Here is a 12,723-nt window from a genome sequence, read left to right as displayed (position 1 = left end):
ACTGCGAAGAGGACCACATCCTTCGGATATTGTGCGCCTTTGAAGGAAATCATGAACTGACTTTCGACTGATTTTACCGAAAGTCATTCACTCGCAGCATCTGACGTCGTCAACATCCAAAAGTTTGCAACAGATCCTCTTGTTACTCCCCGATCCTGCCGAGGTGGCGGAATGAAGTAGGGGATGGCAGATGGCTGTAAGACTGACGTTCGCACCCGTTCCTCGGCAGACCCGGACGGGAAGAAAAAAGCAAACAACCCGTCCGGGCGGCGCGGGATTCGAGGGAACTTCACCACAAAGAACTAGAAACCCTCACGCCGGATTCAACTGTGGTGCAGGAGAGCCCGGATCGGCAAATACGTAATTTCGATTTCAGGCTTGCGGCGAGATCAACCGGGAAGATTGCAATTAGCGAAGAAGCGCAAACCTCAAGATATTGATGAGGGTAATGCCTCCCAACAACCGTCAGTTCAGGTTGCATTTGGTACGCTTGGTCTTTGCGTCGAGTGGCGCATCTAAGTGGTTATCTTTGCTTCAAGTTCCACGTTCTACGCTTTCATGTCCTTGCGCAGAGCCTCAATCGACGTATCAATCTTCTTGTCCAGCGCATGGACGTCCTTCTGCACCAACACGACATTGTCCTTGGTGGTAAGATTCTTAGTGATTCCTTCAGAGAAGAGTGCGGCCTGCTTTTCGGAAAAGCTGACCGCACTCAGGCGTTAAGCGACATTGAGGGTATCGAAGGCAATGGGCACGGCAATCTTCAACAAGCCGGTCTTTCAGGAAAGATAAGCCGTTTTCTCTGCAACTTCCAACCCGAACGCGATGAAGCCGCTATTGGGGGCAATTTGCTCCGAAGCGGAGAATGGTTGCTGTCAGACCATTCTCCGCTGTTCCTCTCATGGAACACTCCGGATCGATTAAAACAGTCAGCCCGGCAAAGCGAGTGACGCTCCGGAGCGTGAGGCAAAACGAGTAGCAGGCCTGCTAAAAGACGCATACCTCCGCGTTCTTTGCCGCACAGGGCCAGATATGCCTCCGATTCACCGGACCTGGCAAGCTGCCCATTCCAGTTTTGAACCATCCCGCGCAACGCACAAAAAAGGGATGACCTATGGGCAGTGGCCACCCCCTGAGTTGGTATGCGCAAAACGCTCAGGTCGTGTTGCAAGCGAGGGCACAAATCTCTTCGCAACAACCCGGGTCGCGAGATCGGAACGGGAAACCGAAAGATTGAGGTATGTGCTTCCCGCCGATAAGTTCTCGCGTACCTCCTAGTAAGTGGATGGATTGATAGATTCGGCAACAATCGCATTCCGCCTGCCGGACTGTTTCCGATGGGGGTAGGGGGAAAACCGCCAAGCCCATGAAGTTTTCCCTGGCCCTTGTTCCCGCAGCCTTTTTGCTGCGGTTGAAGCCGGCGGTGTGGCACGGCCTACCATCCCGCTCTCTGAGGATCTGCGAAGATGGGTGCCAATGATCCGGAAAGAGCAGTTCTCCAGTGCGGCCACCTCTGGTTTTCGGGCGATTGCTGAAATCGCAGGGTAAGTGTACCCGGTCAGACGCTGACTCTGTTCGTTCCAAAATTTGCGCCACAACCTAGCTGAGTTGCGTCGTACAGGTCCCCAGTCCCCGCACCCTGATCTTGTCACCCCTCCGATCCTGCGGAGGTGGTGAAATGAAGCAGGGAATGGGATTTGACGTAAGGCAGATGTTCGCGCCCTCCTTCAGCACCTGTACCGTCGTCTCGTCGCCATGAATGAGGGGCTGCGATCTGAGCCGTAGCTTCAGTGCGTCGTAAATGCGGAATAGATGCTTCTTGCTCGACCTGATCACCCAGTGGCCCAGAGCCTCACGGCTGACAGGAACGCCGGCTCGTTCGAATGTCTGCGCTAAACGGTAGAGCAGTCTGCCATTGGCGTACTTGTGAACCAGGGTGAAGGCCAGCGTCCAGGCGATGGCGATGCTGCCGGGCAAGGGCTGTGCAGGCATTGGCGCGGTCACCACAGCCGTGTTGATCTTGGTGCGGTCGCAATGGCGGAACCGCACATTCTGCAAGACCTTTACCTTCACCTCGATGTGAAGCTGCTCGGTGACGGTCTCGCCTATGCGACCGATGCCCGAAAGTCATCCTCTCAGCACTCGCCCTCGCTGCTACAGTCATCTATTGACTATGGGTCCTGAGCCTTCTGTATCTCTGGTTTGCTATGTTGCCCCGTCAGCCATCTTTGCCGAGGTAACTGACGGGGCGGTGTTTGGCGTTTGAGCCTTGTGGCTGGACCACGTTTCCAAGCAAGTCAGTACTGTCTCTCTTCATCGTCTCGAACAGTTTCATGTAGTCGATCAGGATGACGGATCAGAAGGAAGAGAGTATGAGCAAAGTAACACAGGCGTCAGTCGTCGGAATAGATGTCAGCCGCGATTGTTGGATCTTCACTGCCTGCCTAATGGTGAGCGCGCAAGGTAGTCAAACACCGCAGATGGTCACGAGCAAGTTGTCAAACTGACCATGTCGCAGGATGTGCTCGCTTGTTTTGAAGCTACTGGTGGACAAGAATGGCGACTATGGGCAGCGCTGGATGCAGCGGGCGTTAGGACCCGGCAATTGCTACCCGCACAGATCAAGGTCTTTGCAGCAAGCCGAGGCACACGGGCGAAGACGGACACGATTGATGCAGAACTCATCGCGAATTTCATGGTCTTTAGGGCGGATGCTGGTCGCAGCCTGCCGCATGCAAAATTGCGCGTTCTCAGGGCTTTGGTATCTAAGCGCGGCTAACTAGTGGAAACGCAAAAACGCCTTCTGGCGCAGATCAAAGCCCACGAGAAACTGGGAACTGGAGCGCTGTTTGAGGAAATGGCTGCTGGGCTGAAGCTCATACTGGACCGCCAGATTGCGCAGTTGGAGGGGTATACCGAGCAGACCATCCCCAGCAGTAACGCTCCACAAGAGACTGCTTACATCTTACGATCCATCCCTGGGGTCGGCCCTGTCCCTAGTTCCATGTTGATTGCCCAGATGCCCGAACGGGGCAATCTCTCGGGAGAACAGGCCTCAGCTCTGACTGACCTCGCTCCCATTGAACACGACAGTGACGCACTGAGATGCAAGCGAGCTATAGGCGGTGGGGCGACTTCTGCGGCATGTGATGTTCCAGGCCGCTATCGTTGCCCGCCATCACAATCCGGACCTGAAAATCTTCGCCGACCGACTTCGCGACGCAGGCAAACCTTACAAAGTCATCATCATGGCCGTCGCTCGCAAACTCATCACACTCGCCAAATCCCGTCAGAAACGGATTGCTCACAGCGCCTGAGAAATACAGTTGCTAGGCTCCAGACTACGGTAATGGGAGCGTTACAGTGCCATCCTGTCACATTGCGATGCCGCTCGTGAAGAGGCATCCATCCCATCAGTTGGACCAATTTGCAACAGAATCGTTTTTGATCACCGAAGTCCCAGGGTGACTGCAGCTGACATATTTCGAACCAACCTTTCTGCGACCTAAACTCTTCCATGCTCACCTGAGTAGCCTGATCTGACTGGTCCAAATTGGACGTGTCCCGTTTTCGTGCCGCTCCGATTTCTCACTTAAACGACCTTAGACCTGTCACGGTTTGATGCCGCTCTTTTGATAGCATTTATTACGACAAAGGAGCCGAACTATGGGCACGGATCGGACGGACTAATTCCGCCAAGATGTGGTGCGTATTGCGCTAACCAGTGGGCTAACGCGTAGACAGGTGGCATCAGATTTAGGTGTTGGATTGTCGACGCTGAATAATTGGATCGCTGCCCACCGAGACACGGACGTGGTGTCGAAAGAGGATTTGAGCCTCGCACAAGCGAATGAATGGCTTCGGCGCGAAGTTCGCATTCTCAAGGAGGAGGGGGACATCCCCAAAAAGCCACCCAGTTCTTCGCGGGCCTGAAGCGATGAGATTTAGGTTCATTGAAGAACACCGTGACAGTTTCCCGGCCAAACGTCTGTGCCACGTCATGGATGTCAGTTCGCGCGGGCTGCGTGCCTTCCGCAGCCGGCCAGCCAGTCGCGGACAGCGGTCTGATCTGGTCTCGCTGGCGCATATTAAGGAACAGTCCCGTCTCAGCCTGGGCAGTTGTGGCGGGCCGCGGATGACGAAAGAGCTGAAAGAGATGGTCTGAACGTGCGGCACCGTCGTGTCGGGCGCTTGATGCGCCAGAACGGCATCTCCGTCGTTCGAACTCGCAAACACTAAAGTCACAACGGACAGCGATCACAAGTTCAACATTGCACCGAACTTGCTCGACCGGGACTTCACAGCTGTCAAACCCAACCAGAAATGGGCGGGTGACATCAGCTACGTGTGGACGCAGGACGGATGGTTATACTTGGCTGTGATCCTGGACCTGCATTCCCGGCGCGTCATTGGCTGGGCCGTCAGCAACCGGATGAAACGCGACCCGGCAAACAGGGCGCTGAATATGGCCGGTGCCTTCCGAACTCCGCCCGAGGGTTGCATCCATCACACGGACAGGGGCAGCCAATATTGCTAGCACGATTATCAGAAAATCCTGCACCAACATGGCTTCAAAGTTTCCATGAGCGGTAACGGAAACTGCTACGATAACGCAGCCGTCTTTACCTTCTTCAAAACGATCAAGGCCGAACTGATCTGGCGACAGTCATGGGAAACACGTCGGCAAGCTGAGATAGCAATCTTCGAATACATCAACGGCTTCTGCAACCCACGCAGACGGCATTCAGCTTTGGGCTGGAAAAGCCCCCATCGTTTTCGAACAGAAAGTAACCTAAACGAGTACATGGAGCGGCACAAAAACGGAAACAGGTCCAGTGCCTGCGCGGCCACGTCACGGGACAAGCCGCTCCATGTGAAGAAACCACCGTCCCGCGCGATTGCCTGCTTCACAGTCGCGGAGATATCCCGGCGCTCCTGTAGGTAGCGCGCCGCATAGATGCCACGGGGTCCGAGACCCGGATCACCGTGTCGCTGACCCGGGCCAACCTGTAGATCTGCCGTGCCATGCCATAGCGGATGGTGCATTCCTTTGCCGGGGTGAGTGCTGCGTGCTCGGATGCGGCCGGGAACGCGGTCTTCCCCAACCCGCTGCCTGCCAGATCCACGCAACGGCGCGTCCCACAAGGTCGCGCAGACGAAGACCGGCTGATGGCCGACATGATCGAGCTGACCCGTCAATACGGCCGATATGGTTATCGCAGGATCGCGGCGCTGCTGAGAGAGGCTGGATGGTCTGTCAGCGACGGGCACTTCGACCAGGGGATATGTGTCCGCTGCCTCATTTGCGCCCCTGACGGATGGTGATCTTCCGCGCCCGGTTGCCGACGCCGGTCACCACCGCGCCTGCCTCGACCACCCGGCCCATCGGTGAGAAGCACTGGCTTCTCGCCACGATAGTGCTCCGGCAGGTCGATCTAGGTCTTGCGCCCGTCAGTGAACACGCGAGTGGGTCGGAACGGGGCCTTGCCACGAATCTCCAAGTTGAAATCCAGATCGCCGGCGAACCGTACGGCCTGTCCCACACGCAGGCTCTAGCGGGCTTCCTCCATCGCCACTTCCGCCTGCCGCTGCACGCGACGGGCCTTGTCGCGCGCGATCTTCGCCCACGTTGCCGCTGCTTCCTCCGCGGGGTAGGTGAAGCCATCACCGGCGTATAATCCGTATCGCGGATATCATAGAACCGCTTGTCGGTGGCAATCACCAGGCTGGTCTGCGTGGCCGCTTCATCCGATTTGACCAGGACCCGCACATGCGGGTTTTCTTCACTACCCGCGACACGCAGTTCGGCGCTTCAGAGCACCGTATCCCCAAGCGCCAGGTCCTCGATCAGCACCGCCGCATTGTTGCACCCGGCCGCCACAGATTGGTGCCGCGCTTTCGCTTCGGAGGAACGCGTGTCGATCCGTTCTTCGCAATCCGCGTTACAAGCCATCAACGGGGCCGGGGCCAACAGACCGGAACCGAGCATGGCAACGAACAGGGTGACCCATCGCGATGATATGTTGCACAGTAACATCCGCTTCACTTCATCCCGCCACCAGTGCGTTGGTCACGCTAAACAGTACCGAGCCGGGCTTGAAGGCCTATACCCATACGTCAGATCAATACGGCCCCTTTGCCATGCAGGTTATCCCTGCAACGCTCATCGAAGCACCCTATATCCTAGACGGATTGCTGATGAACCCGACTGGCAAGCGGATCAAAGAGCAATATGCCGATACCGGCGGCTTTACCGATCTTGTGTTCGCCGCCACTTCGCTGCTTGGCTATCTGTTCATCCCGCGCATCAGGGATTTGCCGCCCAAACGGCTGCATGTCTTTGATCGGCGCAGTGTTCCAACTGAACTGAGGGGCTTAGTGGGTGACAAAATCCGGGAAACCAAATCATTGCCAACTGGCCGGATGTTCTGCGTTGCGTTGCGACGATGCTCTCTGGCAGGATGCAGCCCAGTCCGCTCTTGAAGAAACTGGCGGCGCGGCCAATGTAACATGATCGGTCCATTGCGTTACGTGAAATTGGACGCATCGAGCGGAAGCTATTCATCATCGAATGGTTGCTTGACACCAACATGCGGCGCCGGGCCAATATTGGTCTCAATAAAGGTGAGGCGCACCACGCCCTGAAAAGCGCTCTGCGGATCGGAAGGCAAGGGGAAATCCGGGATCGTACAACCGAAGGCCAGCACTTCCGGATTGCCGGTTTCAACCTACTCACCTCCATCATAATATACTGGAATACAAAACAGCCCGGCATAGCGGTCGCGCAGCGGCAAAAGCCCGGATTGGAGACACCAGCCTATCTTCTCGCGCATATCTCACCCCTCGGATGGGCGCATATTATCCTGACCGGAGAATATCGGTGGCGTCAGATGAAGGCAGGAAAATCGTGAAAGCTCATACGGCGACAGAGACCGACATCCTTCGGTTGTTCGGTTTGACAAGGCTTTGCTGTACAGGTGACGATTACAAAATGGCCAAGTTACTGCAAGATATTCGCCAATAGGGATCGATGACCATACGTGGGTCTCCACATTCCTGAGCTACCACGCCAGAGCACAAAATTCAGGATAGTCCCCGGCAATGAGCCGCTTCTACTCTACCGGATAATAAACCCTATGATGAAGCTTCATCCAACGAAGTATACGTACAAGTGCGACGAACGCGGCGCTCGTTTATGTCGAAAATAAGGCGGAGAAGAAAGCAGCGATAAAGCAGCTTTTCGCACGATAGCACCGAAGCTGCACCGTTTTCTCCAACAGTCTTAGAGTTTGGTACCACCAATTGAAACAGTGTCATTTGTCGCCGTTAAAGCCGTGATTATGAAAGTGCCGATATAATATTCAGCAAAGCAAAAATCTCCCATGAAAGCTATCATTATTCTTATTTTTTCGCTGATGGCAGCCTCTGTCGTGCAAGCTCAATCCGTTATTTTCGGGGGGGGTTATGTAGACTATTCTAGCGCCGAGGGCGAAGATCAGGCGATCTTTTCGCTTGAATACCAACACAGCCCGTTTCACGAGGCGACCAACTTCAGTGCCAGGTTGGGCGCGGCCCTCTCGGTCGACACAGATGGCGACACGCATTTAGGTGCCGGAATAATCGGTATCTATACCTTTGCGAACCGCTGGTTTGCCGAACTTAGCGTGATGCCGGGATATTACAACGCATCCAACGCGCGCAACGATCTCGGTGGCAGCTATCAAATCCGCAGTCTGCTGGGACTAGGCTATTCGTTTAACAATAGCAACAAACTTTCTTTGGCGATCACACATAAGTCTAATGCAAGCACGCAGGAGAAAAACCCGGGCGTAAATGCACTTCTGCTGCGGTATCACTACGTGTTCTAATCTCCCACGCAACGGCGACTCCGTCGGCTAGTCCAACTTCATATTTGCAATCGTGTTCGAGCCCTTAGGTAAAGTCTTTTGCGAGTTCATAATGCTGCTTCACCTAAGACTATGCGCGCATAACAGAAAATTAGAATTGGCGGTGAAACCAACAATCACACATGGTGTTCTCAAATGTTCCAAATCTTGTCCGATTTCACAGCTTTGGGCGAGCCGGACCTACCTCGCTGAAAACAACTCCAATGCTCCGACCCGGGCTTAACGTCCTATTCTGCACTCAGCCAGAATCGCCCCCCATCTCTCCTCCAAACATTCAGCGCACCCCGACCACGATCAATCCCCCTAGGGCACCTCCCGGGGTTGGAGCCGCCTGTGTATCACCCACCGTCAGCACCAGCAGAAGCATCGCAAGACCAAGGTATGTGAGACACATCCGCCCCATCCCGCTCACCCCCCCCTATCAGGCCAGGCCGTCTTCACAAATGAATTTGCATTCTCATATCCTGTCACGGTTACAATCTCGCTGACCCGGCGCCCCGCATTGGTCACCTTGATAAACACCACCAGGTCCATCGCCTGCCCGATATGTTTTTGCTGCGGTGTGACCGATGCGTCGCTGACTAGCAGGCCCAGGCGGTCAAGCGCGGCCCGGGCAGAATTAGCATGCACCGAGGTCAGACCTCTGGGATGGCCGGTATTCCAGCTCTTGATTATCGCCAGCGCCGCCTCGTCTCGGGTCTCACGGATAATGATGCGGCTGGGTCGTTGGCGCAGCCAGGACGCCACCAGCCGGGTCATGTCAACCTCCAGCGAGGTTTCCAGAAACACCGCTCAGCTGCCCGATGCGCAGCTCCGGTGTGTCTTCGATCAGGATCGGCCGCCCGTCCGGCTCAAACCGGGCGACCTCTCCAATCAGCATGTTCAGAAACGTGGTTTTGCCGGACCCGTCGTCGCTCGCCACCACGGTGTTCTCAAGGCTCCGGACAGCCTGCATCAGCCGGGTCGCTTGATCCTCATCCAGCGTGCTATCGTCCACATAATTCTGCATCGTGAACACCCGCGCCGCGTGAAACCGGATCGAAAACAGCAGGGCCGGGGCACAGGGCGGGATCACCCTCTCGAACCGAAACCCCAGACCTGGAATCCGGGCGGAAACAATCGGCGCCTGCAGTATCACCGGAGTACGCTTCGCCGCGGCGCAGAAGCGGATGATGCGGGTGCGGGAGGTCTCTTCCAGGTGACCCACACATTCCGGGAACTTGCCCAACCGCACCACGAAAACCGTGCTATTCGGGTTGGCCGGAAGCTCCACCATCTCCGGATCGTCCAGCAAGGTCCCATGATCCCCAAGGGCCGTGCGGACGAACCGCTCAAGATCAGCGCCTTTGGTCATTGTTCACCTCGTGCCTGTTGTCGGGAATGCCGAGGAGACCCGGCACCGGGCCGGACCGAGAGGCACGAAGTCACCCGCCCGGCCTGTCGCAAGTCCAGTGACATCAGACCCGGGAGCGCGAATGCCTGGAGCGCATTGAAAAGCGACCGGACCAGAATCCCGGTGCGACAGGTGGAAAGAGGAACGCAGGGTTTGCATGGCTGGATCGAGGCGATCATCCTTGACTTTCTTTCCGGCGCGCTCCCGGGCCTTCCGGGAAGAACTGCCCAGGTCATTGCGTCGCTGAACAGGTGTGTATGAAATCTGACAACCAACCGCTGAAAGGATAGTTTTGATGAGCCCACCTCATGACAGGTTTGGACCCATTGCTTTTGATACGCTCAAGGTTTTTGAGGAACTTCAGGACGCAGGTTTGCAGCAGGGCGCAGCGCGTGCCGTGGTGGAGACGATGGCGCGCGCGCATACTCACCGGGGTGCCACAGTTCCCGATCTGCGGGAGGCTGAGCACCGGCTGGACCTTCGTCTCGTTGAACTCGATCGGAAGCTCGATATTCAGGAAACCCGTAATCGGGTGGGTGTTTCTGCGATCCGCAAGGAAGGTGCCGATATCCGCAAGAGTATCCAGCGGAGCCTTGCTCGCCTGACATGGATCATGGTTGTGCTGATTGCAATAGCCGCAGTCCTGAACTTGCTGGCCCCGCATTGGCCCGGTTTTCCGTGGGTTGGGTGGGTGTTTCAGTGAAGATTGCCTTGGAGAGTTGTGGCCTCTGCAACCGTCGGTTCAGCCTCTGACAAGCTGGCGATATATGGAACACACAATTTTGTACCAACGACTGTGCTTCTGTATTGCGGATCGTGGGAGGAGCTTTGATGAGCGGCATTGGTGAAACGCGAATTGAACCGGTTGCGACTCGCGCCGGAGGGGGTAAAGGTAGCCCGGTCAGTCTGAGGCGGGAGCCTGCTACAAGGGGGGATTTGGCTTCTACTGAACGCTGGCTCGAAGAGCGGTGGGCGGAAGCACTGGAAGAACTGGTTCGGCGCGAGGAGCGGAACAACGGGGCAAACCGGATTATCAGCGATCACCTTGTACTGATCCGGTCCGATATTGCCAGCCTGCTCGGAGAGACGGCGAAGGGCTTCGATAGTACCCGGCGGGATTTGGTGAGGATGCAGCGCAGAATGCGCCAACGTCAAGGTCAAATCCGCTTCCTGTTGGCCTTGCTGATGGGTTTTGCGCTTGGCCTGACTATGCCGGTTGACTGGTTGCTTACCTGGATGGAAGGTGTCGGGATCGAATGGTAAAACGACAGGGGAAGGGTCGGAGATCACATGATGGACGCGGATGACGCGCCTCTGGATCGCACCGGTGCAGGAACCACACAGGCGGACCTGTTCGATACGGCGCAATGGCTTGACCGGCGGATTCGTGCGGTTCGGGAGCGGCTGGAGAACATAGAAGCGATCAATGGTGATATCACGGTTCAGATCATGGGCGATCTGGCGGGGATTCGTGCGGAACAGATGCATCTGGCCCGGCGCGTGGATATGTTGAGCGCGGAGTTGCGCCAGGACATTCGGGCAGAGCTGTGCAAGGCCAATGACGGGAAAGCCGCTCTGAACACCCCTGACCGCCGGACAAGTCTCCTGATTGTCGTTCTCGTGATGCTGCTGGCGCTGTTTTTGGTGGCCGGCCTTTTCCTGTTGTCCGGGTCTGGCCCGGTCGATTGGAATTGGGGGCCAGACTGATTTCCGGGCTGATGAGCTTGGAGTAGACAGAGTGGGGGTTTGACAGCGTCCACCAGTTAGAGCGCTTGGTTCTGCGCGAGGATGGCGAGAACAAAAGCCACGAATGTCGACGCGATCAGGAAACGGCAGCATGCGACCCGACTGTAAGCTTCGCAGGCGCCCTGGTGTTTCTCATTGTTCAGCGAACCCGACTGAGGCTTGCGTGGCCAAAACATGATAGCCACCCCCGTTCCCACCGGAATCAGGGGAAGGGCGTTGAAGAGAAATTCCATGATACATCTCCGTGCTTGTGAATTTGGATAAGTAACAGCACAAGATCGACTGGATGCAGGTATTTGGGTCCCTCATCGCTGGCCCCTCCGCCAAGCCCCAGGGAGGTATGAAGTCACTGGCCCAGAGACCGCGCTTTGCGTGACGGGCCATGTCTTATTGAGTGGCGTAATCCGTGCTGTATTTGCGGAAGGCCAGTGCATGCCCGTTCCAGACCATCCAGAGACTCAGATCAATCGCACCCTGGTGACAGACCGCGATGATCCGGGCATAGCGGTCGGTATCTTCCGGACGGCAGGTGACTAGGTGACGCTCGATCCGGTCAGACAGCATCAGTGCGGCAACCCGGCCACAAGGATAGTGCACCCCGTCCGGATCGATACAGCTCTGCCCGCCGTCAGGCGCGTCGATCTCATGAAGCCGGATGCGCCAACCCCTGATCTCCAGTGTATCGCCGTCAATGATCCTGGAGATGCCTGCATTCCTGTCGCCGGTCGGGGATGCAGATGTTCCGGCCGGGTCGCCCGGCTCAACCAGCCGTTCGGCCATCCGGTCAAAGTCTTAGCGGACAACACTCAACACTGCCACCGCAAGGATGGCAAAAGCGAGGATTACCATATCCGCATCTTCCGTCGAATCATTGTTGTGCCTCCGTTACGGGTGGTTCATTCGGAATTGAAACTTCGGGTCGGCGGATCAAAGGATCATTCTGCAGGGTAATTTCAGGAAGTGGGACTCCCGCCATGCGGGATGGCGCGGTTGGGTTTGTGCCTCAACGCCATGCAGAGTGTGGCATGAGGAGGCCCGCCAATGATGAGTTTGAACAAGAAATTTCCAAAACCGCATGGAGACGGATCGCTCAATGAGACCATGCGCGAGACCTGCATCGAGCTGCTGGATATTGAGGTTTCCCTGGCGCAGCTTAACGTGCTGAAAGACCCGCCCATCTGCGTAATCAGCGAGGACTACAGCGTGGATATTCTCCAAAGCACGCGGGTCCTGCGTGTTGCACGTCGACGCGCCCGGATCATAGCGCGGGTCAATGCCCCCGACATCGCTTACATGTGGCTCACCCTGATGGGACAAAGGTTGGCGGTCGAGCAGGGAATTCCTGCCAGCGGCTTCAAGACTCTTGCCATCGTGGCCAGCAACCGATTGGGTTTCCCGCATTCCGAGACCGAAATCTAGTCCGACGAGACACTCTTCTGGTAGTTCAGGGAAACCGCCCTTCGCGATGAATGGGACTATCCCGGTCTCCAGTTCCGGATGGCCGCCTCCGGGACGGTCTGAACCCAATCGAAGCCTTCAGGTAAGAACTTAGAAATATTCACTAAAACGGAGATGTCGCAACCAGACTAGGGTCAGGACCCATTGATTTCCGCGTAGGGTCGTGATTCACGGTTCGAAAACCGAGCGGTGAATATGTCTGATCTTTTCTGGCTAACG

The 12,723-nt window shown here is 56.3% G+C and carries 12 protein-coding genes and 5 pseudogenes; 11 read left to right on the top strand and 6 right to left on the bottom strand.

The features are described from left to right. The first annotated feature begins 608 nt into the window (after nucleotides 1-608). A complete protein-coding gene (locus tag ACR0DT_RS24500; RefSeq protein ID WP_480713273.1) occupies nucleotides 609-950 on the top strand; it encodes a hypothetical protein in 342 nt (113 codons plus the stop codon). Nucleotides 951-1,722: 772 nt separating this feature from the next. On the opposite strand, the pseudogene ACR0DT_RS24495 reads toward ACR0DT_RS24500, so the two are convergent. Beyond that, nucleotides 1,723-2,112, bottom strand: a pseudogene (locus tag ACR0DT_RS24495) (transposase); the annotation flags it as partial. A 370-nt stretch (nucleotides 2,113-2,482) separates the two neighbouring features. Here ACR0DT_RS24495 and ACR0DT_RS24490 point away from each other — a divergent pair. From ACR0DT_RS24490 to ACR0DT_RS24475, 4 genes and pseudogenes are all read left to right on the top strand, one after another. Further along, nucleotides 2,483-2,779, top strand: a pseudogene (locus ACR0DT_RS24490) (IS110 family transposase); the annotation flags it as partial. Nucleotides 2,780-3,149: 370 nt separating this feature from the next. Beyond that, entirely contained in the window at nucleotides 3,150-3,317 is a 168-nt protein-coding gene (locus tag ACR0DT_RS24485) for a hypothetical protein (RefSeq protein ID WP_480713272.1), read from the top strand. 385 nt (nucleotides 3,318-3,702) lie between these two features. Then, nucleotides 3,703-4,796 (top strand): annotated as a pseudogene (locus ACR0DT_RS24480) (IS3 family transposase). A gap of 322 nt (nucleotides 4,797-5,118) precedes the next feature. After that, nucleotides 5,119-5,262: pseudogene (locus ACR0DT_RS24475) on the top strand (IS3 family transposase); the annotation flags it as partial. Nucleotides 5,263-5,812: 550 nt separating this feature from the next. On the opposite strand, the gene ACR0DT_RS24470 reads toward ACR0DT_RS24475, so the two are convergent. Beyond that, nucleotides 5,813-6,037 carry a hypothetical protein gene (locus ACR0DT_RS24470; protein WP_480713271.1) on the bottom strand — a complete coding sequence of 75 codons (225 nt, stop codon included), beginning with the start codon at nucleotides 6,035-6,037 and terminating at the stop codon, nucleotides 5,813-5,815. Nucleotides 6,038-6,087: 50 nt separating this feature from the next. Between ACR0DT_RS24470 and ACR0DT_RS24465 the strand changes: the two are divergent. Then, a pseudogene (locus ACR0DT_RS24465) lies at nucleotides 6,088-6,911 on the top strand (Tn3 family transposase); the annotation flags it as partial. A gap of 471 nt (nucleotides 6,912-7,382) precedes the next feature. After that, on the top strand, nucleotides 7,383-7,868 hold the full coding sequence (locus tag ACR0DT_RS24460) for an acyloxyacyl hydrolase (protein WP_480713270.1): 486 nt from the start codon (nucleotides 7,383-7,385) through the stop codon (nucleotides 7,866-7,868). A gap of 447 nt (nucleotides 7,869-8,315) precedes the next feature. On the opposite strand, the gene ACR0DT_RS24455 is transcribed toward ACR0DT_RS24460, so the two are convergent. Further along, the gene (locus ACR0DT_RS24455) at nucleotides 8,316-8,666 is read right to left on the bottom strand and encodes an ATPase, T2SS/T4P/T4SS family (RefSeq protein ID WP_480713269.1); all 351 of its coding nucleotides are present in this window, start codon (nucleotides 8,664-8,666) and stop codon (nucleotides 8,316-8,318) included. A 1-nt stretch (nucleotide 8,667) separates the two neighbouring features. Then, on the bottom strand, nucleotides 8,668-9,261 hold the full coding sequence (locus tag ACR0DT_RS24450) for a P-loop NTPase family protein (protein ID WP_480713268.1): 594 nt from the start codon (nucleotides 9,259-9,261) through the stop codon (nucleotides 8,668-8,670). 334 nt (nucleotides 9,262-9,595) lie between these two features. Between ACR0DT_RS24450 and ACR0DT_RS24445 the strand changes: the two genes are divergently transcribed. The 3 genes from ACR0DT_RS24445 to ACR0DT_RS24435 all read left to right on the top strand — a co-directional run bounded on the left by ACR0DT_RS24445 (nucleotide 9,596) and on the right by ACR0DT_RS24435 (nucleotide 11,007). Then, entirely contained in the window at nucleotides 9,596-10,003 is a 408-nt protein-coding gene (locus tag ACR0DT_RS24445; protein WP_480713267.1) for a hypothetical protein, read from the top strand. 128 nt (nucleotides 10,004-10,131) lie between these two features. Then, the gene (locus tag ACR0DT_RS24440) at nucleotides 10,132-10,563 is read left to right on the top strand and encodes a hypothetical protein (protein WP_480713266.1); all 432 of its coding nucleotides are present in this window, start codon (nucleotides 10,132-10,134) and stop codon (nucleotides 10,561-10,563) included. A 27-nt stretch (nucleotides 10,564-10,590) separates the two neighbouring features. After that, on the top strand, nucleotides 10,591-11,007 hold the full coding sequence (locus tag ACR0DT_RS24435) for a hypothetical protein (RefSeq protein WP_480713265.1): 417 nt from the start codon (nucleotides 10,591-10,593) through the stop codon (nucleotides 11,005-11,007). A 56-nt stretch (nucleotides 11,008-11,063) separates the two neighbouring features. On the opposite strand, the gene ACR0DT_RS24430 is transcribed toward ACR0DT_RS24435, so the two are convergent. Next, nucleotides 11,064-11,279, bottom strand: a complete 216-nt coding sequence (locus tag ACR0DT_RS24430) for a hypothetical protein (protein ID WP_480713264.1) — start codon at nucleotides 11,277-11,279, stop codon at nucleotides 11,064-11,066. Nucleotides 11,280-11,433: 154 nt separating this feature from the next. Next, nucleotides 11,434-11,826, bottom strand: a complete 393-nt coding sequence (locus ACR0DT_RS24425; RefSeq protein ID WP_480713263.1) for a thermonuclease family protein — start codon at nucleotides 11,824-11,826, stop codon at nucleotides 11,434-11,436. Nucleotides 11,827-12,087: 261 nt separating this feature from the next. Between ACR0DT_RS24425 and ACR0DT_RS24420 the strand changes: the two genes are divergently transcribed. Further along, nucleotides 12,088-12,465, top strand: a complete 378-nt coding sequence (locus ACR0DT_RS24420) for a hypothetical protein (RefSeq protein ID WP_480713262.1) — start codon at nucleotides 12,088-12,090, stop codon at nucleotides 12,463-12,465. The last annotated feature ends 258 nt before the right edge of the window (nucleotides 12,466-12,723 follow it).

Source organism: Ruegeria sp. BI11, assembly GCF_056538005.1.
Note: the sequence above shows the minus strand (reverse complement) of the source record. Positions and strands in the feature narration are given on the sequence as shown.